The organism is Hydrotalea sp. GW822-HT8A01 (assembly GCF_058798575.1).
Window position 1 is genome coordinate 3,385,950 of sequence record NZ_CM179506.1, and the last position, 22,998, is coordinate 3,408,947.

Sequence of the window (22,998 nt, forward strand, 5' to 3'; positions counted from 1 at the left end):
CTACTAAATAAAAAACAATCCAATATTTAAATACAGTTTCACTATAAAAATACATTTACAAAGATTATTTTAGTACCGTAAAACATACAACTATGAGTTATACAACAGAAAACCCACAAAGCCAACCTTCCTCATCTGGAAAAGACAATCGCAAAACCTTTTATGGTATTTTAATTGCTGCACTTGTTTTAACCTGGGGTTATATCATTTATGACAAGAGTAAAACAAAAGATATTATTACCCAAAAAGAAACACAAATTACAACTGCTTTAACAGCAAAAGATTCTTTACAGGTATTGTTTAATGATGCTTCTGCAAAAGCCGATTCATTAACCGGCAGCAATGTTAAATTACAAGGTGCTTTAGCCGAAAAAAACAGTGAGATTTTAAAATTAAAATCTAATATCAGAGGTATTTTAAACAAAAAGAACGCTACAGAAGCCGAATTAAAACAGGCCAAAGAAATGATTGCAGAATTAAATGCAAAAATTGATAGTTTATTTGCTGAAATTCAACAACTGAAGGGCGAAAATCAACAATTAACTGCTGCCAATCAGCAATTAACTACCGAAAAAACCCAATTAACCAGCCAAAATACCGAGTTACAGGGTAACCTATCAAAAACCCAAACAGAAAAAGCCAATATTGAAGACATTGCTTCTACACTGCATGCCTCTAACATCAATGTTAAAGCTGTAATTGTTAAAAAGAGCGGCAAAGAAGTAAGCACCAATAATGCCAAAAGAGCCGACATGTTTGTGATTACCTGCAATATTGATGAAAACAGGATTACACCAAGCGGCAAAAAAACCTTATATGTTTGTGTTACCAATCCCGATGGTACACCCTCCGGCACAGAAGGTACTTTTAAATTAAGAGATGGTAGCGACAAAGCCTATTCGAACGCAGTTGAAGTAAATTACGAGCAAGGCAAAACCCTTCCAGCTACTTTTAACTGGAAACCCGGTAGCAAGTTTGAAGGTGGAGAATATAAAATTGAAATTTATAATAATGGGTTTAAAATTGGAGAAGCCAAAAAAACTTTGAATAAAGGTGGATTTTTAGGCCTGTAAACTTTACCCTTTTTTTTTATCACAACTTTTAAAGCCGTCTCAATATTTATTGAGGCGGTTTTCTTTATTTTATAGGTACTTTTCATTTAAAGTATCTAATTCTAAAAAAAATTTACCCCTACAAACTACGTTCAAATTGTATCTTGCACCCATGACAAAAAAAGTAAAAAAAGAACTTCCGGTTATATTGGTTACCAACGATGATAGTATTGGCGCACCCGGCATCAAAGCATTGGTAGAAGCAGTGATGGATTTAGGAAGAGTAGTGGTAGTAGCACCCGATAAACCACAAAGCGGCATGGGGCATGCCATTACCATTGGGCACCCCTTACGGTTACAAAAAGTACATTTTACAGATGGTGTAGAAGCTTATACTTGCAATGGTACACCGGTTGATTGTGTAAAATTGGCGGTAGATAAAATTCTACATCGCAAACCCGATATTTGTTTAAGCGGCATTAATCATGGTGCCAACCATAGTATTAATGTAATTTATAGTGGAACCATGAGTGCTGCTATGGAAGCTGCCATTGAAAGCATACCCTCTGCCGGATTTTCACTTTTAGATTATAGTATGGAGGCAAATTTTACTGCCGCCAAAATTTATGTACGAAAAATTACAGAACAGTTGCTGAAAAGAAAATTACCCAAACACTTGTTGTTTAATGTAAATATTCCGGCATTAGATGCAACACTCATTAAAGGCATTAAAGTATGCCGACAAGCATATGCCAAATATGAAGAAGATTTTATTGAACGTACCGATCCGCATGGAAGAAAATACTATTGGCTTACCGGCGATTTTGTAAATTTTGATAAAGGAAAAGATACCGATGTGTGGGCACTCAATAACAATTATGTTAGCCTGGTACCCATTACATTTGATTTAACAGACTACCAACTGAAACAACAATTAGAAACCAACTGGCAATTATAATGTTTTTAAAAAAAGATAATATTCAATTAGGTATTATACTAGGTTTGTTAGCACCTTTTGCCGGCATGTTAGGTTTTTATTTTTGGCGATTTAGAAGGTTAACCATTGTAGAGTTTATTCAATTTTTAGCCATTGAGAAACACTTAATTTCAGCCATGCTCAGTTTTTCATTATTGGCCAATGCTATTGTATTTACCATTTATATTAATACCAGAAAAGATAAAACTGCTAGAGGCATATTTGCGGTTACCGTAATATATGCAATTGGCGTATTGCTATTAAAATTATTCTACTAATCTTACATCCATATTTCAAGCTTCAACAAGTATACAACCAATAATGCTATTTTTTATGTATTGGATAGTGCTAATGGATTTTGAAGAAAAAATATTCAATTTATTATAGAGGAACACAGAAAACCAACAAAAGCAACCTTTTACAAGATTGCCTTTTTGGTAATAAAGTCGGCCTGCCTACCTACCCTTCGAGCTTTTTAAAGGAAGATGTGAAAGGGGTGATGAGGTTTTGAGGTAAATTTAAATAGTTAAATGGGTGTTGATGAACTATAAATAACAAAGCCTGAATTACTCCAGAGCTTTGTTATTTTATTGAGTTGAAAAATATTTATCAGTATACCTTACCATTATGGTGCATTGCATATAGGATGCTGCAAATAATTATAGAGGTAAAAAATATCATTGTTGTCCGACTAAAATTGTAACCTAATGGTTTAAACCCTTTACAGAGCTATATTTCAGCCGATTTCAAAAGATGGGGTGCTCCCTCCAAATTTGAAACAATCATTTTTTAGCCTGTAATCCTTTACAGAAAAGGATTACAGTGATTTTTTTGTTACGTTCTGTCGGACAATAATGAAAAAATATATATAAAACGTATAAAAAAACATTTGACAGCTTCTTATATGCTGCTACCTTTTCAGAATCATTTCTTTCTCTTCTCAAAGGGAATAAATTCTTGGGTGAATAAATACCAATTAATAGTGATACAAAGCTATTTGAAGAGGATTCCCCCAAGACTTTTGCGGTAATAAAAGACCTTAATCAATAAGCAGATTAATAAAAGCACAACAAGAAAAAATAGCATAAAAGAAATTTTGATTATTAGTTATTATTTTTCAGCTTAGGGTAAATAATTATTGGCGCTTTACCCGTGTTATCCGTTTTTGATCTACCATTATCTGGAATATTTATAGGTGGCGACTGATTAAGTAAATAGGAAGGGTTGTATCATTTTTTGTTCTTTGTAACATTAAATAATTAATAAATTTATACTAATTAACACCAGCCGTTATTTACATTGCTATAAATACATATACTCCATGATTTATTTTCGAGAGGGTCAATTATCTTTCAAAAAGATACACAGGCAACACTGGCGCAATGACTATCTTAACCATAACATCAACCCGCAAAATCCAAATATAATGTAGGGTAATGCGATGAAAATAAATGATAATAAAATTGAGCTATTCCTTTTGTTAGTTTCCATCGAAAGATATTTATTATAAATAACCAAAAAGGCTGTATCAAAAGCGCTTTTGATACAGCCTCTTCCTTGTTAAAAGTATAAATTATACCTATTGCATAAATGCCACTGCAATTAATAACCAGGGTTTTGTACAATATTGGGATTTGCAGTCATTTCCTGTTGTGGAATTGGTGCAACTCTTCTGTTATCAGGATAAGGAATATTTAAATTGATATTAGAAGGTCCTGCCGGTATTGCACCCGGGTTACTGGCTCTGGCAATGGGTAATTGCAAACGATTCATATCGTATAATCTGTCGCCTTCAAATGCCAACTCTTTTCTGCGTTCTGTAACAATTGCCTGTAACAATAATGGACCTGTGAGAACATAGGGCGCTGCTAAAGGATCACGCTGCGCCAGTAATGCATTTAAGTATTTTAATGCATCCGGTTCGTTATTGGGCAATGAAGCTTCTGCAGCAATCAAATACACTTCACTTAAGCGAATTACTTTTAAATTATCACGATCAGTGTTTTGTGCATTTGGAAATTTCAATACCATATAAGCAGGAGAGCCACTTTTTGTATTGTGTGGCATTAATAAACTCTTACGAACATCTGTTGCTGAATATAGGTTATATAACTGACTGGAGCAATAAATATCATTATAACCATTATAATACATCGCACCTAAATCATCAAAACCATTATTATTGATTGCATCACAATCCACTTCAAACATGGTTTCAACAGCATCAGTTCTTGCAGCAGGATTTTGCCAATATGCACCATAGCTTGAAGCAGTAACCAAAGTAAAGGGACTATTATTAATTACATCTACGGCTGCAGTTTTAGCATCGGTATTATCACCCATATACAAATAGGTTCTTGCCAATAATGCCTCTGCAGCATATTTGCTTATTCTAACAGAGGAACTATAAGCAGGAGCAGCAGCCATGGCCATTTTAAAATCACTCACTATTTGGCTGTACACTTCACTCACTTTATTTCTTGCAGGAAATAAATTAGGATTAAAGTGCAGAATAATTGGCACTCCTAATGAGGTTGAATCTACTGTATAAGGTTTACCATAAATATTTACCAATTTAAAATATAATAAACCTCTTATAGCATAAGCCTGTGCTTTAATAGCTGCAACATTTGGTCCTGTTACATTGGCATCAATAATATTATTTACGCGTAAAATATCTATATATGCCTGATTCCACATTTCACCCTCCACAACATCACTAGATACCACACTGTAATTATACTGGGGTAAATATCTACCAGCATTTTTTGTTTCAACATACGTATTATCTGCTTGTAAATCACCTGTAATTGGAAAATCTCTACCATATAGTGATACAGCTCTCAAACCAGAATAGGCACCATTTAATGCATCAGCCAACCCTGATTGAGTATTTAAAGCTTGACTGGCAGGAACAGAATCATTGGGCGATTTATTAATAAAGTTTTTACTGCAGCCCGATAATAGTATTGCAACTGTACAGGCTGTAATGGAAAATCTTTGAATTATGTTTTTCATTATAATAATATTTTAATTTAATTAAATAATTATGCTATTGCATTATTTAATATAAAATTGTTATAAACCAATTTTTATACCACCCGATATTGTTTTAGGTATAAATACATCCAAATTACCGGTTCCATTAATACCAGTTTCAGGATCAAAAGGAACATTTTTATCAACACCAAAAGTCAACAAATTGGTACCACTTATATAAACCGTTACATTAGTTAAATGTGCCCTTTTGATTAATGATGATGGAAGCATATAATTCAATTGTATATTTCTTAATCGCACATAGTCTCCCTTATATAAATACCTGGTAGATATTCTGTATCCATTTTTATTTCCACCATAAATTATTTTTGGAACTCTGGTTATGTCACCAGGTTTTTTCCATGCATTTAACTGGCTGTTCATTTGATTGAAGGCACCATAATATGCACCATCACTGTTTAAATAAGACCCCCACTGATCAAATAAATAATTACCGTAATTATAAAACAATTGTGCATCTAATGAGAAGTTTTTATAAGTAAAACTGTTGGTAAATGAACCATAATATTTTGGAGCAGCCGACATGCCGGTTAAAGCCAATTGTGTAGCTGCATAATTATTGGTTTTTGTTTTACGTGAGGCATCTGTATACCAGTTAGGATCGCCATTTGTAGGATCTACCCCGGCATATTGACGCAAGTAAAACTCTTGTAAATCATGGCCAACAGTATAGTAAAATGCACCGGAGCTGATTGATTTATTTTGGAATAATGACTCAACAGTATTTTTATTGTGGGCAAAATTAAATGTTACAGTCCAGGAGAAATTCTTTGTGACAATCGGTTTACCACCCACAGTTATTTCTATACCCTGATTTTTTACACTACCAACATTACTTAACTGACCACCAGGGAAACCGGAGGTTGGAGATAAAGTTGTATTGGCCAACAAATCAGATGTAGTTCTACTATAAAAATCAACAGTTCCAAATAATCTGTCTTTGAATATACTAAAATCAACACCCACGTCGAAAGGCTTATTTTTTTCCCAGGTCAGGTTCGGATTGCCAATATTTGAAGGGGCGCTTCCAGGTATACCTGTATAGTTATTTCCATAACCATAAGTAGCTAAAGCCTGATAATTACCGAAGCCTAATGAGTTACCATTAGAACCATAAGAGGTACGCAATTTTAATAAATTTATCCATGCAATATTTTTCATGAAGTTTTCTTCATTCACATTCCAGGTAGCACCAATGGAGAAGAAATCACCATAACGATTATTTACCCCAAATACAGATGACCCATCTCTACGAAAACTTCCACTAATTACATAACGATTTTTGTAGTTAAAATCAGCATTTGAGAAAATTGAATTTGTAGCATTCCCACTTGGAAGAGCATAGGCTCTGGTAGGAGTAGCTGCAGATGCAAGATATTGTAAAGCAAGTGTTCCAGGGAAGCCCTGTGCCCTTGCCTGTAAAGTGTAATAGTTATATTGCTGTGCCTCGTAACCTAATTTGGCATCAAAATAAACATCATTTGCTTTGTTCAAATTTTGCCTAAAGTCAGCAAAATTACTCCATGTCCAGTCAAATACTCTGGTATAGGCAGAAAATGCATCACCACCATGTGAGTACCCATCACCATAAAATGGGTTTCTATATTGATCTTCCTGAATTGTAAAGTATTCACCAGAGTAACGGCTGGTAAATTTTAAGTTTTTTAATATCTGAAATTCACCTGAAACATATCCTCTTAAGGTGGTTTGTTTAGCTGTGTTCTTATTATAGGTTCCCTGAACGAGGGGATTATAGATGCCACCATGAAGAGGAAATTCACCGGCAGCATCATTGTATTTTAATGAACCATCAGCATTACGAGGGCTATACCAGGGTAATAAAAAGAAAGATTCTAAAACCGGATTTGCAAAAGCACCTCCGTTGTTAGGAGTTGACTGTTCGCTGGTACTTCCATTTAAACCGGTAGCAAAAGTAATTTTATCTGTTGCATGGTGCGTTACAGAAATACTACCATTGTACCTTTTAAAATAAGTATTCAACGTGGTACCATCCTGATTAAAATAACCACCACTGGCATAAAACTGTGTTTTATCGTTCCCGCCACTTAAACTCAAATTGTATTGTTGCTGAGTAGCATGGGGCTGATTAACCACATTAAACCAGTTGGTATTTACAGTTGAATCAACTCCAAAACCATTTACAGGATCATAAATGATGGCATTTGCACCTGTATTATTAGCTGCATAACCGGCATTGATTAATGCTTGTTGATAAACAGTCACTTCTTGTGAAGTTGTTAATGGTTTTACACTTGGATTGTATGCTCGGGTATTATCTCCAATTTCAGTACTAAAATTCAATCTGGTTTGTCCGGCTTTACCTTTTTTGGTAGTTACTAAAATAACACCATTAGCAGCACGTGAACCATAAATGGAAGTAGCCGCAGCATCTTTTAACACCGTAATACTTTCAATATCATCCGGATTAAGAGAACTCAAGACATTAGCTGTTGTAGTATTTACAGTAAAATCGCCTGTTGATGCAATAACGCCATCAATTACCCAAAGCGGTGATGCACTGGCATTGATAGAACCAATACCACGAATGCGGATATCAGTGGCGGAACCCGGTGCACCGGATGATGAGGTAGACTGTAAACCGGCAACATTTCCTTGTAATGCTTTATCAACAGATGTAAACGGTTTGTCAGCAACAACATCTCCTTTTAAAGTTGCTACAGCACCAGTTACATTTGTTTTTTTAGTAGTACCATAAGCTACTACTACCACTTCTGACAAATCAGATGAGCCGGACTGCATTTGTACCATCATATTTTCACGAATGGGTAATTGCAATGCGGCAAAATTAATAGCCGAAAAAGAAAGTGTTTTGGCAGACTCAGGTACTTTAATACTAAAGGTACCATCGGCATTTGAACTGGTGCCTAACTGGGTACCTTTCACTAAAATTGAAACGCCTGGTAACGGAGTACCCTTTTCGTCTACAATTTTACCTTTAATCGTTCTAGTTTGTGCCCATAGTGAGCCGGAAGCCACAATGAGGCACAGGAAAAACGTCAGAAATTTTCTCATGGTTTTTGATGTTTGGTTTAAAAATGTTGCATTTGGTTAAATCATTCAAAACAATGAATGCTTGGCTATTATAAAAACTGCATGCATGCATTGCAAAGAATATATTTCTAAAAATTTTCTATTCAAAAACAGTTACAGTCAAATTGTGTTAATTATCATTGTTGTCCGACTAAAATTGTAAAATAATGGTCCAAACCCTTTACAGAAACATATTTCAGCCGATTTCAAAAGATGGGGTACTACCTCCAATTTTGAAACAATCATTTTTTAGCCTGTAATCCTTTACAGAAAAGGATTACAGTGATTTTTTTGTTAAGTTCTGTCGGACAATAATGAAAAAATATATATAAAATGAGCGTCAATAATATAAATAAGCTGCATTGTTTATCATAAAAACGTTAAATAATTTTTATTTAACACAAGGCGTGAAGTTATTGCCAGACAAGCATTCCATCGCCTTAAACAAAATTATAATTTGCTTAAACTATAATTAATTATTGATTAAGAAAAATAAAATGACCCTTAGGTGGTAAAAAGCAATGCTAAGGAATTGCACTACGATTTAAGTGAAAATAAAATAAGGAGTTTAAAGAAAAAAAGAAGAACTTAAATGCCTGAATGTACAGCGCAAGCATTAGTTAAATAAGCGACTAATTCTTCTATAAGAATAAAAAATCAGACAGTAACTATAATATTAAAATTAATCAAAATGCAGTGCCTGCAACCACCCCATTACCTGATTGGGCCATTGATTTAACCAGGGGTCTTGCTGTGCCATACCAAAACCATGTCCACCATGATCATAAATAAAAAGTGAGGCTCGAACATGATGCGCATGCAATTGCTCATAATACATTAAACTGTTTTGAACGGGAACCGAAGTATCATCATTGGCATGAAAAAGGATAGCAGGAGGTGTTTTTGCAGTGATATTTTTTTCTGCAGATAAGCTATCCATTAAAGCCTGAGCAGCAGGGTGTTCACCTAAAAGCATTTTTCGGCTGTAGGCATGAACAAAAGGAGATTCCATTGTAATAACAGGATATACCAAAATTGAAAAAGCCGGAGTAATTGTATTTGCATTCATTGGATTTAAGGTAGAAATGGTAGCTGCTAAATGACCGCCTGCAGAGAAACCCATAACGCCAATTCTGTCCTTCCGGATACCAAATGTTGCAGCATGTTCATCAATATAATGCAAAGCCTTATTTGCATCATTGTATTGCGCCGGATATCGATGCCCTTGTTGTGCTTCATTGTTTAATCGATAATGCAATACAAATACATCAATACCATGTGTATTAAAAAAATGTGCCGGCAATACACCTTCTTTTTCCCAAGCCAGGTGTGTGTAAGCACCACCCGGACAAATCAAAATGGCTGTTTTTGCTGAGCCTGAACCAATTGCCCGGTAATATTCCATATATGGCCTAACAGAATCGAATCCGTTATTTACAATACCTGTTTCATTGTTGTTGTATAAATAAATACGTTGTTGCGCTGAGAGCATAAAAGTTATTTGACAAAAAATTACAAGGAGAAAAAATGATGAACGCATAGCTGTAACATTTACAAATCGGTAATCGGTTTAAATCGGGGTACCAACACTTTCATGATTGACCAAGCAAAAATGTAAGCAAAGGCACATACCAAAAATAAAATTAAATAAGCAGATTGTGGATTGTTTTTAAAAGCATCTGTTAACCAGCCTGCTAACAATTGCATTAATACACCTCCTATCCCACCTGCTAAACCACCAATTCCTGTAACTGATCCCACTGCTTTTTTAGGAAACAAATCGGATACAGTTGTAAATATATTGGCCGACCATGCCTGATGTGCCGCAGCAGCAATACAAATTACGATGAGCGCATAGATATATGCGTTATTACCAAACAAAGCAACATCACCAAAATATTGTGTTGCAATTAAAACAATTGGCAACAAAGCAATGAGCAACATTGCTTTCATTCTGGCTTTAAAGGTTTCCATACCTTTATTAATAAAATACATCGGGAATCCCCCGCCGGCTACACTTCCTATAATAGCCACTCCATAAACTGTGAATAATGGCAACATAATTGCTTCACCTTGCATGTTAAATTGCTTTTTCATATAATCAGGTAACCAGAATAATAAAAACCACCAAACACCATCCGTCAAAAATTTTCCTATAAAAAATGACCAGGTTTGCCGGTAAGTCAGCAATTTTATCCATGGTATTTTTTCTTTTATTACATCATCACTGCTACTTGGTATATCATCACTATGTATATATGCAAATTCAGCTTCAGATAATTTTTTTTGCTTTGCCGGTGTATTATACAATACAAACCAAAATATTAACCAGATTAAACCAATGGCACCCGTAAATAAAAATGCCATGCGCCAGCCTTCTACCTGACCATTGAACCAGGTATTTGCAGCTAACAAGGGAACGAGTAATGCAGCAATCATTGCACCTACATTGGCGCCACTATTAAAGATTCCAGTTGCAAGTGCTCGTTCTTTTTGGGGGAACCATTCGGCTACTGTTTTAATAGAAGCAGGGAAATTACCGGCTTCACCAATACCAAATAAACTTCTTACAATTACATGTTGATAAACTGCACCGCCACATAAAGCATTGAGCATACCCATAACAGACCAGAAACTCAAAGAAAGCGCCAATCCTAATTTGGTACCAATTTTATCTATAATGGCGCCTGCAAAAACTGTTACACCTGCATATAAAGCAGTAAACCAGGCAGTAATCATTGCAAAATCAGAATTCGACCATCCATATTTATCTGATAAAATAGGTTTCAAATACCCAATTACCTGACGATCCATATAGTTGATGGTTGTAGAAAAAAAGAGTAATGCAACAATAGTCCACCGATATTTACCAATTTTATTCTTTATCATGCAGTTTGTTTAAATTGTTGAATGATGTAAAGTATATCTTGAACCAAGCTGGTAAGCGCATCAAATTTTTTTTCTTGAATGAAAGCAGATGTAATCAGTTTACTTCCCATACCTACACCAACGGCACCGGCTTTTAGCCATGCCCTTATATTTTCTGCATCGGTTTCAACACCTCCGGTAACCAAAAAATCGATGGAGGGAAATAATGGTCGAATTGCCTGTATATAATGAGGCTGTAAAACATTACCCGGAAAAAGTTTTAATAAAGACCATCCTGCTGAATATGCAATATGAATTTCGGTAGGTGTCATACATCCCGGAATCCATAATATTTTGTTGATGTAGGCCACATCAGAAACATCAGCATCAAACACCGGGCTAATCAATACATCAGCACCTGCTTCAATAAATAAATTTGCATCCTGTGGCGTGGTAATTGTTCCTATACATAATAATAAGTCTGGCATAGTGCGATTACGCTCTGATACCAGTATTTTAAAATTTTGCAACGCATTTTCGCCCCTATTGGTAAATTCAATAGCTCTTATACCACCTTTGTATAATGCATGCGCAATAGCAATGGTTAATTCTGCATCAGCATGATAGTATAGCGGCAATATACCTTGTGATGTAATGATAGAAGCTGCTTGTTTACGATTGTGCATATTGTTGTATTGTTTTTTGTATGTCTGCAATAGTTTGTCGGGTAGTATCGCCCACTTCCTGCAATTTACCAAATGCAGCAGCTGCAGCAAAATTGAGGATAGTTTGTGGGTCTTTCTGTTGAATTAACCCAAAAATTAATCCTGCCATAAAACAATCGCCACTGCCTACTCTATCTTTTACACTTGTACAATGCATATTAGCTGAAACATATAATTGTCCATTTGTGTACAATGTACCATAGTATTGTATGCCTCCATTGAATGTGTCGAAACGAAATGTATTGGCAATGGTATAGCATTTAGGAAAATGCTGCAAAATATATTCAGCAGTTGAAACTGCATGCGTAAGATAGGCTGACTTTTCAACATCTTCTTGCCCTGATAGTTGAAGCGGGGCACCTAATAAAGTATTAGCCGACCAAATATTACCCATTATCACGTTGCAGTACTTAGCCAAAACAGGAACAATATTTGCCGGATTTCGATTATTTTGCCAAAGCGATGCTCTAAAATTTAAATCCAGTGAAATAGTTATATTTTTTTGCGAAGCTACTTGCAACATTTCTTCACAAACCTTTACAACAGTATCATTTAATGCAGGAACAATGGCTGAAAAATGTATCCAGTTAATTTCTTCAAGCACTTTTTCCCAATGAATGGTACCGGGCTGTAAAGTAACAAATGAAGAAAATTCCCGATCAAAATAAACGTGTTTATTTTTAACATCAGTACCCTGTTCTAGAAAGTAAAGCCCTATCCGTTTACCTTGCATCTGAATATGGGTGGTATCAATGCCATCATTCTTTAAACCCTGAATAATATCTTTCGCTAAAAAATTATCCGGCAATGCAGTACAATAAGCTACCGGCATATTCCATTGAGCCAGCGCATATGCCACATTTAATTCAGCTCCACCCACATAAACAGGCAGTTGATGTTGCTGTAACCAAACGCCATTTGATTGGGGCGACATTCTTAATAATAATTCACCAAAGCACAATATTTTTTTCATAAAAGTATTATACTAAACAAATTGACCACAAGGTTTTAATGAGCAAAAGAAGTGTAATGTAACTTCAAATTCCATTATTCGTTTTTTACCAGTTAAAATAATTTTTAGCATTGTAAAAGCAAATGTCCTGAATAACTTTTCCAATCCATGAAATATCATTCGGCAGTTCACCATTTTCAATTTCTTCTCCAAACAAATTACATAAAATTCTTCTGAAATATTCATGCCTTGGATAGGATAAAAAGCTTCTAGAATCAGTAAGCATTCCAACGAAACGGCTAAGCAAACCCATGTTGGATAGGGCATTCATTTGTTTTACCATTCCGTCTTTTTGATCCAAAAACCACCATGCAGCACCGAACTGAATTTTACCTGCAACAGAGCCATCATTAAAATTGCCCACCATTGTTGCCATTAATTCATTGTCGGCAGGATTTAAGTTGTATAAAATGGTTTTCGCCAATCGGTCATCGTTATCTAATTTTCCAAGAAACTTAGATAAGTTTTTTCCTTGTTGAAAATCACCAATAGAATCCCAACCGGTATCGGGGCCTAATGTGGCTAACATACGAGAATTATTGTTGCGTAATGCTCCCAGATGATATTGTTGTATCCATCCTTTTTCCCAATTCCATTCTGCAAAATGAACCAACATAGCAGATTTAAACTTACGCTGTTCCAAATCATTTAAATGTTTGCCTGAATGTACTTTATTGAAAATACTGTCAATTTCAGAACCTGTAAAATCTTCTGCATAAATTTCTTCTAACCCATGATCACTTACACCACAACCCATTGAAGCAAAAAAATCATGTCTATTTTGTAATGCAAATAAAAAATCATCGAATGAAGAAATTGAAATATTGGTTACCCCTTCTAATTTTTTAAGATAACTATTGAACTTTTCGGGATCTGCCACGTTCATGGCGTTATCAGGACGAAATGCAGGCAAGATAGGAATTTCGAAGCCATCATTTTTTAACTTCTGGTGATATTCAAGTGTATCTGCAGGATCATCGGTAGTACATACGGTATATACATTCATTTTACGCAACAAACTTTTTACTGAATAATCAGGTTGCTGTAACAAAGCCGTGCATTGTTCATAAATACGATCTGCAGAATGTTCGTTCAATATTTCAGTAACGCCAAAATAACGTTTCAGTTCCAAGTGCGTCCAATGATACAATGGATTTCGTAAGGTGTAAGGAACAGTAGCAGCCCATTGCGTAAATTTATCTTTATCAGAAGCATTGCCTGTGCAAAATTGCTCATCCACACCATTGGTGCGCATGGCTCTCCATTTATAATGATCACCATATAGCCAAATTTGTGTAATATTTTTAAACCTTACATCGTCTGCAATTTGTTGTGGAGACAAATGACAATGATAATCGATAATGGGCATGGATTTAGCAAATTCATTATATAATTTAACTGCCGTTTTATTATGTAATAAAAATTCTTCATCTAAAAACTGTTTCATATTCTTGTATTTATACTTTCAATTAATCGTAATTTTTTATTCATCTGTAATACACGATGTAAGATTGTATTACAAACTTACACCCCGCTTCCAGGGAATAAAGTCATCCTGATTTAGTAAAACTGCTTTTGGTATTACTTCACCACTGGCTGCTTTAATACAATATTCTAAAATTTGTGTACCCATTTGTTCAATTGTTAAATCACCTTCAATAACGGGGCCGGTATTAATATCGATAATATCTTGCATTTTTTGTGCTAAAGCGGTATTACTGGATACTTTAATAACGGGACAAACTGGATTGCCGGTTGGCGTACCCAAGCCTGTAGTAAATAAAATTAAATTAGCACCACTGGCCGCTTTTCCGGTAGTTGCTTCCACATCATTACCCGGTGTGCAAACCAAACTCAATCCGGGTTTAACAGCTTTTTCAGTATAATCGAGTACGTCTACAATGGGTGATGTGCCTCCCTTTTTGGCAGCGCCTGCACTTTTAATAGCATCTGTTATCAAGCCGTCTTTGATATTTCCCGGAGATGGATTCATATGAAAACCAGAACCCACTTTTAATGCAGCGGCACTATATGATTGCATTAAATCAATAAATTTTTTGGCTATGGTTTCATTGTTCATCCTATCAATCAACTCTTGCTCTACTCCACACAATTCAGGAAATTCGGCCAACAAAACTTTGCCTCCCAAAGCAACCAACAGATCGGCACAATAACCAACTGCCGGGTTTGCAGAAATACCACTGAATCCATCACTTCCACCACATTTAACACCCAATGTAAGTTTAGACAACGGTGCAGGCTTTCTACCAATTTCATTGATTTGCATCAGCCCTTTAAAAGTTGCTCGAATGGCTTCAGCAATTAGTTTGCTATTATTACCAATTTGCTGCTGTTCAAAAACAAAAAGTGGTTTTTCGAAGTTGGGGGTATAGGATTTAATTTCTGATAATAATTCCTTTAATTGAAGATTTTGGCAACCTAAACTTATTACGGTTACGCCACCTACATTTGGATGATTGGAATAGGCTGCTAATAATTTACCAAGCACGGCTGCATCTTGCCGTATACCGCCACAACCGCCCTGGTGATTGAGGAATTTAATGCCATCAACATTTTTAAACAAGCGGTTTACAGCAGGCTTTGAAATAGTTTCAAAAGTAATGTCATCAATAGATTCATTATTTTGATAGGCTGCTATCAAATGCCTGGTAAAGTTTTTGTATTGATCAGTTACTGCATATCCCAAAGATTCCTGTAATGCATCTTTAATTACATCCAAATTCCTGTTTTCACAAAATACAGTAGGTATAAATAACCAATAATTGGCTGTTCCTACACTTCCATCGCTTCTATGATAGCCATTAAAGGTTACATTTTTAAATGCAGAAACATCCGGTGGATGCCACTGATAATGGCCTTCCCTGTAAGCATAAGGCTCTGCTGCATGTTTCAAATTGCCGGTAGTCATTAATGACCTTGCAGGTATAAATTGTTGGGCCTTACCAACCAATACGCCATACATAAAAGCAGCATCGCCGGGTTGCATATCATGTATAAAAAACTTATGCTTAGCAGGTATATTCTCAATTAAGGTATATTTTTCACCTTGAAAGGATACTGTTTCGCCATTTTTCAAATCGCGTAAAGCAACGATCACATTATCTTTTGGATGAATTTTTATAACAGAATTTTTCATAACAATTATATTTAAATAACAGCATTTGCATTTTGTTGCTGCAAACTATTTTTTAATACCTCTAATACTTTTCCTTCCATTAATTCTGTTAAGAAAGCTTTTACCTGAATGGCAAAAGTATTACTGGTAGTTGCATCCATTCCCATAAAATGTACATCTGTTAAAACAGTTTGAACTAACTCATCGATACTGCCAACTTCATTCCAAAGCTTATTTAATTGCAATGCAAAATCATCCTGAACAATTAATTGTTGATTGTGTTGTAGCTGAACGGGTTGCTCTAATGTATTCAATTCAGTTTTCATGAAATATAAATAACCCGCAAAACCCAAAGCCATTAAAGGCGGAACAGTTTTAAACTGTTGTAAATACTTTGTTATTAAAGGCACATTTCGCATCTTCATTTTAGAAGTATACTGCATGGTAATACTAAACCAATGGTGGGCAATAGCAGGATTTCTGAAACGATCCAGAACCTGCAATGCAAATTGTTTGGCTTTTTGCTGGGTTAATTTTTCACTCAGAATAACGGGTGTAATTTCATACAACATTAAATTCGTGATAAAGGAAGCCATTACTGAAATATCCATAGCATCTTTCACAGTATCAAAGCCGGCAAGAAATGCTAATCCGCACGAAAAAGTGTGTGTACCATTTAACAAACGCAATTTTAATTCTCTATACATGGAAATATCATCATCTATAATTACACCATTATCGGCTGCAGCAAAAGATAATATTGATTTAGTTCTATCACTCGATGTTTCAATTGCCCATAAACGATATGCTTCACTCATAATCATTAAATCATCCTGATAGCCTAATTGTTGAGCAGCAAGATCTGCATCCTGTTCAGGTAATTTACCGGGAACAATTCTATCAACCAGCGAGTCACAAAAATCATTGGCATCCTGAAGCCACTGAATAAATTCATCTTTTAAGCGGTTTATTTTCGCTAATTCAAGCACAATTTGTTTTAACTTTTTTCCATTATTTACAATCAATTCCGTGGGAATGATGACCATTCCACTTTCGGGCCTTCCATTGAAAATAGTGTACCGGTGATATAAGAAAGCAAGTAATTTCCCGGGATAAGAAACAGGTGGTGCAGCAAAAATACCATCTTTGGGAAGCAATGTAATACCCACCTCCGTTGTATTTGAAATAACAATCTGCATTTCAGAATTAGCAGCACAAGATAAAATTTCGTTCCAAGCATCATTAGCATTTAAAACCCTGCTAATGGCAGCATTTAACCAATATTCCTGAATAGTAGCATTGTTTTCAATACCTCTAACAGCAATCGTGTATAATCCATCTTGCTCGGCAAATGCATCAGCATTTCCGGAATTGGTTGATTTTACTACTACTATTCTTCCATTAAAGATACCTTTCTTATTTGCTTTATCCACAAAATAATCAGGTAAGCCTCTTAACAGCACACCCGTGCCAAACTGAATTATTTTTTCAGGCAATGAAAATATGGCTTCATGCGGCAACGATAGTTTGTTATTTTTTCGAATAGAAGCCAGTGTTTTTTTAGATAGTTGCATACGCTTTTAATTTAAAATTGGATTCCATTTATCTCCAAATATCCAATGTACATTAATATTTATAGCAAGTGGTGCTCCTTTTGCTGTTTGTAAATTATTTTTAAACCAGGCATAATCGCCACCCGCTTTATGACAGTTATTGTAATACACCCGATAGCCCCATTGTATAACATTGTTAGTAGGCACCCAATAAATGGGTTTGTTAGCCATATTTGCTGCGAAGTGACAATCAATTAAATAAAATTGTGCATCTCTATGAAACCTGCCTAACATAAAACCATCATATCCTTTAAACCGGCAATTTTTTAATACAGTTTTGGCATCTTCATTGGCTGAGCCATCATGCCAAATACAGGCCGGTCCGGTAGTGGCAATAAAAGTGCAATTCTCTGCATAGGCCCACCCCCGTGGGCAATAAAAATCAACACCGCCCATCATGGTACAATCTTTAAAATAAAACATACCTTCAGTTACATTCCACGGACTTACAGTATCGCCTCCAAAAGCTTTTAAATTACAATTAATAATTTGTAAACGAGTAGTAGCAAATGTTCGCAGTGCCATTTGATGCCCATCTTTTCTTATTTTCTTTACATAGTTATCGACAGTATCTGAAGCACAGCGCACAACGCTTGTATTATTTTCAAAACCATATGTATTTTGAATGGTTAAGTTTTTAATGATTATATCACTTCCACTTATATTTAGTGTTGCTACCCCCCAATCATCTGCATGATTGCAACGCCATATATCACGTGCAATAGATTGTGTAATGATGGTTTTGTTTTTATCTTCTCCTAACAATTCAATCCAATTGTGTTGTATAAATATTTTCTCGTTATAAGTTCCATTTCTAATAAAAATGACAACTTTTTTTGAAGTCTGTTCGGGAATGCTGTTAACGGCATCTTGGATGTGTTGAAAGCATGCAGGATTGTTTTGGCAAACAATAAGCGTATCGGCCTGAGCAGTTACATCTATACAAGTAGCTAAACTACTAATAACAAAACATATGAATATAGATAAGTGTTTTCCCATTTTATTGATGCTTTACTTTTTGAATAAGCCATTGAACCCAATTATTTGCAGCTGCATAATTTTGGTATTGTTCAGGCAATTTTCGTTCATCAGTATATTCATTATACAACCAGGGATCTCCGGCTACAAAAACAGTTCCTTTACTTTATTTTGCTACTGCAAAAATGGTTATATCCTTTTTAACTAAAGCTGCATAAGCAGGCTTTTTAACTTTGGTGGAACAGATTTCCTTTTCAAAAAATGGTTTGAACATCTGGTAAAATTGGATGATTACCCGGAACAGATATGGCACCATTTTCAAAATTTTTTCCTACTACCTTTTGATAATTATCTTCATTTAAATGAATACCAAAACATTCGGCTAGTTGGTTCATGTGTTTAAAATCTGCATTCCCTTTATCATTGTGTAAAATAGCCAATACCCCACCGGAATATTGCCATAAGGCAGTTAAATCCTTAAGTACCAGCGCATCTTCATAGTTCCATTTACGCCTAGCATTATTCGCATTTACATGTTCGCTTAAAATTGTTGCATCTGCTATTTTTTTTAACAACGCAATATCCTCACAAAATACAACCTGCGATGATGTGATGAAAAAAAACAGAAACAATATTTTTTTCATAACGTTTAATTCAATTGAACAACGTTTTTATTTGCGCCAAAACCGGTTTTTAATACTTGAATTGAATTTTGCAAAGAAGTGTTTTTCAATACAATGTTTTTTGTACGCCCACCTTGTACTTCCAATAACAATTGTGTATTTTTATTAAAATCAAATTGATTGAAATAAACATCACCGGCATTTAACACATATATTAAAGGATTGGTTGTTTGGGCCTGGAGATGAAAATAATTGATCTGAATATTTTTTGCTTCTTCAATATCCACACCCGCCTTTGTATACATATACATATTGTTCAATACAATATTTTGAATCGGCATTTCGGGTAACCCTCGAATAAATAAGGCTTTAGATGCACCATTACAAACAATATTTTGTAGATAAAAATTTTTAAAAACAGGTGTTGCTTCTGTTACAGGCAAAATTGATACTTTAGGAGGTACTCTTTCTTCACCATATAATGGTACAGGATCTTGAGCCGAATAATACATATCAAATAATACAGCTTCGCCAAGAATATCCTTCATATTGATATTTGCCACATAAATATTTTCTACAACACCGCCGCGGCCACGCACCGTTTTAAATCTTAATCCAATATCAGTACCCATAAAACTACAATTACGCACATATAAGTTATTAGCACCACCACTCATTTCACTTCCAATAACAAAACCACCGTGTGCATGGTATACAACACAATTTTGTATCAAAGCATTTTTAGTAGGCATATTTCTTTCCCTTCCTGAAGCATCTCTACCACTTTTAATACAAATTCCGTCATCTCCCACATCGAAGGTGCTATTGGTTAATAAAATATTGCTGCAACTCTCAATATCAATACCATCCCCATTTTGAGCATACCATGGATTCTTGGCATAAATATTCCGAACTGTTAGTTGATCACACATGAGTGGATGCAAACACCAAGCCGGTGAATTTTGGAATGTTACGCCCTCCAACAAAACATTTTTACATTGTTGTAATACCAATAAATTAGGGCGTAGAAAGGTTTTAATAGAATCAAAATCACTTAACTTTTTGCCATTCTTTAATACCCCAGGATCTTTTGTATGCGCACCTTTAAATGTTTCAGCAGTTGGATACCATGTTTTTTTATCTTCACTTAATATACCACCGCTATTCACTAATTTTTGCCATTGAGAATTGGTCAATTTGTCCCTCTTTACCATCCGCCAGGCATCGCCATTACCATCTATAATTCCAGAACCGGTAATAGCAATATTTTCAGCATGTTGGGCAGATATGGGCGATTGATTTCGGGCTGCGGGCTGACCTTCCCAATTACTTTCTACAAGTTTATATTGCGTAAAATCTTTGGTAAATTGCAACAAAGCGCCTCTACTAACATATAAATTTACATTATTTTTTAATTCTATAGGACCTGTTACCCAAAAACCATCCGGTACTGCAACCACGCCACCCCCATTATTAAAACAGGCATTAATAGCTGCTTGAATGGCCTGTGTATTTAAGGTAACCCCGTCTGATACAGCACCATATTTAATAATATTAAAAGTATCTTTTGCAAAATGCGGGGTATACACAATCGGTAATTGATAGGCAAATTTGTTGTTGAAGTCTGTTTTTAATAATGCAGCTGCTACAGGTAAATTCGTCTGCCGAATGCCTTCGCATACCAGTGAAGCCATATATTTTGCACCATACTCAGAAAAATGCGTGTCATCTTTTCTTCCATCCGAGTAAGCATCAAAATGATGAGGGGGTATCCATAAATATAATTTTTTAGATGCTTCCGGCCCCAATTGCTGCAACAAGGTTTTGCTGGCTGTAAATAAATCAATGAAACTTATGTGCATAGAATCGGCTACTTCTTTAACTACAGCAGGATAATCACCATGCATCCTATCATCTACTCGGCCCATGGCATCAAATCTTCTTCTGGCAACAGGTGTAATTAAAACCGGTATAGCATTTTTTGCAATTGCATCTTTAACAAAGTGTATTAGGTTATTTTTGTATAAACCATGCGCATCGGCAAATCTTTTAGGATCATCTTTTTTTTCATCATTATGACCGAACTGAATAAAAACATAATCACCCGGTTTTAATTGCTGCACAACGGCATCCCATTTACCTTCATCTATAAAACTTTTTGTACTTCGTCCATTTACTGCCCTATTTTCAATTTTTACAGTATGGTTAAAAAATTGGGCTAAATACATACCCCATCCTTTTTCAGGATTATCGTTTAATGGTTTATTGGCCATGGTTGAATCACCCACCAAATAAATAGTTGGAATTTCATCTTGCATTTTAAATGCAATGATGATTAGCATTAGCATAATAGCAAGCAATCTTTTCATGCGTTATCATTATTTTTATTTTAAGCAAATAACCCCTTGCTTAATGCACCATCCATTTTAAAAACTTACGCATACATCTTTATTGATTTAAAGGATGCAAAATAAATTTCTAACAATCAAAGGTGCTCATACCATGGCAAAACAACTCTTACATCTAAAAACTAATTTCACCTACCCTCAAATCTATAGCGATGCTACAATTATATTCAATAAATAAGAAGGTTTTAAAGGATTATTTTTACGCAATCGTTCCCGATATCGATGGCTTTACAAGCCGGAAAAACAATTCTATTACTTTTAAAAAATTATTGCTTTGTAACATTGCACCAAATACAAAAAAACATTTTCTTTATATCAGGATTTAATCCTTATATTCATTCAATAACACAAACATTTTACCTTATTCCATACAAAAATTATTGTGGGGTAAATACCGGTTATAACCAATTATTATCATCATGAAATTTGAAGCAATTACAATTAAAGACATTGCCAAAGCGTTGGGGCTATCAACCTCAACGGTAAGTCGTGCTTTAAGAGATAGCTATGAAATAAGTGAAGAGACCAAGCAACTGGTATTGAACTATGCAAGGGCAATGAACTACAGGCCAAACCCAATTGCATTAAGTTTAAAAGAGAAAAGAAGCCGATCAATTGGCATTATTGTTTCTGAAATTGCCAATAGTTTTTTTTCGCAGGCTATTAATGGCATTGAATCAGTAGCACATCAATACGGTTATAACGTAATTATAACGCAAAGCAAAGAAAGTTATGAGCGAGAAGTGGCGAATATTCAATACCTGTCTAGCCGCTCTGCAGATGGTTGTATTGTTTCCGTTGCTGCAGAAACGGAAGATTTTTCGCATATAACCGAGTTATTTCAACGCAACCTACCTATTGTTTGCTTTGATAGGGTAATTGAAGATTTAAATACTTTTAAAGTTACGGTTGACAGTTTTAAAGGCGCATATGATGCAACTGTTCATTTAATAAAAAATGGTTATCGAAAAATTGCCATGCTAAGTGGATCGCCGGTATTATCTATCAGCAAAGAACGCTTAGCCGGTTATCAACAAGCACTTAGTGATTATGCAATTAGTTTTCAGGAAAATTATGTTGCCTATTGCCAGCACGGTGGTTTAATTTATGAGGAGGTTAATGATGCATTAAATAAGTTGAGGGCATTAAAACAAAAGCCGGATGCTATTTTTGCCGGAGCAGATAAACTAACTACTAATTGTATACGTTACTGTAAAGCCCAAAAAATAAGTATACCACAACAATTGGCTGTAATAGGATTTAGTAATTTAGATTTAACAGATTTACTATCACCTCCGCTTTCTGTGGTAAGGCAACCGGCCTTTGAAATGGGCAGAATTTCGGCAGAATTATTAATTAAAATGATAGAAAGTAAACGACCTGTAACTACTTTTGAATCGATAATTTTACCGGCTGAAATTTTTGCCAGAGAATCAACTACAGCTAAACCCAATAGTAAAAAGCAAACAAAATAA

General features: G+C 35.1%; 16 protein-coding genes. 4 read left to right on the plus strand and 12 right to left on the minus strand.

Annotated features, from left to right (window positions below; translation table 11 throughout):
* The first annotated feature begins 92 nt into the window (after positions 1-92).
* The 3 genes from AC3QLY_RS15075 (at position 93) to AC3QLY_RS15085 (ending at position 2,306) form a co-directional block, all read left to right on the plus strand.
* Entirely contained in the window at positions 93-1,073 is a 981-nt protein-coding gene (locus tag AC3QLY_RS15075; protein WP_074418507.1) for a DUF8428 domain-containing protein, read from the plus strand.
* A gap of 151 nt (positions 1,074-1,224) precedes the next feature.
* Positions 1,225-2,010, plus strand: a complete 786-nt coding sequence (surE, locus tag AC3QLY_RS15080) for a 5'/3'-nucleotidase SurE (protein WP_074419464.1) — start codon at positions 1,225-1,227, stop codon at positions 2,008-2,010.
* Positions 2,010-2,306 carry a hypothetical protein gene (locus AC3QLY_RS15085; protein WP_074418509.1) on the plus strand — a complete coding sequence of 99 codons (297 nt, stop codon included), beginning with the start codon at positions 2,010-2,012 and terminating at the stop codon, positions 2,304-2,306. Before surE ends, AC3QLY_RS15085 begins: the two co-directional genes overlap by 1 nt.
* 1,324 nt (positions 2,307-3,630) lie before the next feature.
* Here AC3QLY_RS15085 and AC3QLY_RS15090 read toward each other — a convergent pair.
* The 12 genes from AC3QLY_RS15090 to AC3QLY_RS15145 all read right to left on the minus strand — a co-directional run bounded on the left by AC3QLY_RS15090 (position 3,631) and on the right by AC3QLY_RS15145 (position 21,484).
* Positions 3,631-5,046, minus strand: a complete 1,416-nt coding sequence (locus AC3QLY_RS15090) for a RagB/SusD family nutrient uptake outer membrane protein (RefSeq protein WP_288095922.1) — start codon at positions 5,044-5,046, stop codon at positions 3,631-3,633.
* A gap of 60 nt (positions 5,047-5,106) precedes the next feature.
* A complete protein-coding gene (locus AC3QLY_RS15095; protein ID WP_492989969.1) occupies positions 5,107-8,142 on the minus strand; it encodes a SusC/RagA family TonB-linked outer membrane protein in 3,036 nt (1,011 codons plus the stop codon).
* A 700-nt stretch (positions 8,143-8,842) separates the two neighbouring features.
* A complete protein-coding gene (locus AC3QLY_RS15100) occupies positions 8,843-9,652 on the minus strand; it encodes an alpha/beta hydrolase (RefSeq protein WP_074419255.1) in 810 nt (269 codons plus the stop codon).
* Between the two features lie 59 nt (positions 9,653-9,711).
* Positions 9,712-11,049, minus strand: a complete 1,338-nt coding sequence (locus tag AC3QLY_RS15105) for an MFS transporter (RefSeq protein ID WP_074419256.1) — start codon at positions 11,047-11,049, stop codon at positions 9,712-9,714.
* Positions 11,046-11,714 (minus strand): bifunctional 4-hydroxy-2-oxoglutarate aldolase/2-dehydro-3-deoxy-phosphogluconate aldolase, encoded by a 669-nt coding sequence (locus tag AC3QLY_RS15110; RefSeq protein WP_074419257.1) that lies wholly within the window; start codon positions 11,712-11,714, stop codon positions 11,046-11,048. The genes AC3QLY_RS15105 and AC3QLY_RS15110 overlap by 4 nt, the downstream gene beginning before the upstream one ends.
* Complete coding sequence (locus AC3QLY_RS15115) at positions 11,701-12,726, minus strand: sugar kinase (RefSeq protein WP_074419258.1); 1,026 nt, start codon at positions 12,724-12,726, stop codon at positions 11,701-11,703. The genes AC3QLY_RS15110 and AC3QLY_RS15115 overlap by 14 nt, the downstream gene beginning before the upstream one ends.
* A gap of 85 nt (positions 12,727-12,811) precedes the next feature.
* On the minus strand, positions 12,812-14,212 hold the full coding sequence (gene uxaC, locus AC3QLY_RS15120; RefSeq protein WP_492989973.1) for a glucuronate isomerase: 1,401 nt from the start codon (positions 14,210-14,212) through the stop codon (positions 12,812-12,814).
* Between the two features lie 69 nt (positions 14,213-14,281).
* A complete protein-coding gene (locus AC3QLY_RS15125; protein WP_074419260.1) occupies positions 14,282-15,922 on the minus strand; it encodes a UxaA family hydrolase in 1,641 nt (546 codons plus the stop codon).
* Positions 15,923-15,933: 11 nt separating this feature from the next.
* On the minus strand, positions 15,934-17,475 hold the full coding sequence (locus AC3QLY_RS15130; protein ID WP_492989975.1) for a tagaturonate reductase: 1,542 nt from the start codon (positions 17,473-17,475) through the stop codon (positions 15,934-15,936).
* 6 nt (positions 17,476-17,481) lie between these two features.
* On the minus strand, positions 17,482-18,513 hold the full coding sequence (locus tag AC3QLY_RS15135) for a pectinesterase family protein (protein ID WP_288097182.1): 1,032 nt from the start codon (positions 18,511-18,513) through the stop codon (positions 17,482-17,484).
* Positions 18,514-18,746: 233 nt separating this feature from the next.
* Positions 18,747-19,136, minus strand: a complete 390-nt coding sequence (locus AC3QLY_RS15140; RefSeq protein ID WP_492989977.1) for a hypothetical protein — start codon at positions 19,134-19,136, stop codon at positions 18,747-18,749.
* 5 nt (positions 19,137-19,141) lie between these two features.
* The gene (locus tag AC3QLY_RS15145) at positions 19,142-21,484 is read right to left on the minus strand and encodes a glycosyl hydrolase family 28 protein (RefSeq protein WP_492989979.1); all 2,343 of its coding nucleotides are present in this window, start codon (positions 21,482-21,484) and stop codon (positions 19,142-19,144) included.
* A 458-nt stretch (positions 21,485-21,942) separates the two neighbouring features.
* Between AC3QLY_RS15145 and AC3QLY_RS15150 the strand changes: the two genes are divergently transcribed.
* On the plus strand, positions 21,943-22,998 hold the full coding sequence (locus AC3QLY_RS15150; protein WP_492989981.1) for a LacI family DNA-binding transcriptional regulator: 1,056 nt from the start codon (positions 21,943-21,945) through the stop codon (positions 22,996-22,998).

Coding starts and splice junctions, on each gene's coding strand:
- uxaC (WP_492989973.1), bottom strand. CDS start 14,212: ATGAAACAGTTTTTAGATGAAGAATTTTTATTACATAATAAAACGGCA.
- AC3QLY_RS15090 (WP_288095922.1), bottom strand. CDS start 5,046: ATGAAAAACATAATTCAAAGATTTTCCATTACAGCCTGTACAGTTGCA.
- AC3QLY_RS15145 (WP_492989979.1), bottom strand. CDS start 21,484: ATGAAAAGATTGCTTGCTATTATGCTAATGCTAATCATCATTGCATTT.
- AC3QLY_RS15095 (WP_492989969.1), bottom strand. CDS start 8,142: ATGAGAAAATTTCTGACGTTTTTCCTGTGCCTCATTGTGGCTTCCGGC.
- AC3QLY_RS15110 (WP_074419257.1), bottom strand. CDS start 11,714: ATGCACAATCGTAAACAAGCAGCTTCTATCATTACATCACAAGGTATA.
- AC3QLY_RS15150 (WP_492989981.1), top strand. CDS start 21,943: ATGAAATTTGAAGCAATTACAATTAAAGACATTGCCAAAGCGTTGGGG.
- AC3QLY_RS15140 (WP_492989977.1), bottom strand. CDS start 19,136: ATGAAAAAAATATTGTTTCTGTTTTTTTTCATCACATCATCGCAGGTT.
- AC3QLY_RS15130 (WP_492989975.1), bottom strand. CDS start 17,475: ATGCAACTATCTAAAAAAACACTGGCTTCTATTCGAAAAAATAACAAA.
- AC3QLY_RS15125 (WP_074419260.1), bottom strand. CDS start 15,922: ATGAAAAATTCTGTTATAAAAATTCATCCAAAAGATAATGTGATCGTT.
- surE (WP_074419464.1), top strand. CDS start 1,225: ATGACAAAAAAAGTAAAAAAAGAACTTCCGGTTATATTGGTTACCAAC.
- AC3QLY_RS15105 (WP_074419256.1), bottom strand. CDS start 11,049: ATGATAAAGAATAAAATTGGTAAATATCGGTGGACTATTGTTGCATTA.
- AC3QLY_RS15085 (WP_074418509.1), top strand. CDS start 2,010: ATGTTTTTAAAAAAAGATAATATTCAATTAGGTATTATACTAGGTTTG.
- AC3QLY_RS15115 (WP_074419258.1), bottom strand. CDS start 12,726: ATGAAAAAAATATTGTGCTTTGGTGAATTATTATTAAGAATGTCGCCC.
- AC3QLY_RS15100 (WP_074419255.1), bottom strand. CDS start 9,652: ATGCTCTCAGCGCAACAACGTATTTATTTATACAACAACAATGAAACA.
- AC3QLY_RS15135 (WP_288097182.1), bottom strand. CDS start 18,513: ATGGGAAAACACTTATCTATATTCATATGTTTTGTTATTAGTAGTTTA.
- AC3QLY_RS15075 (WP_074418507.1), top strand. CDS start 93: ATGAGTTATACAACAGAAAACCCACAAAGCCAACCTTCCTCATCTGGA.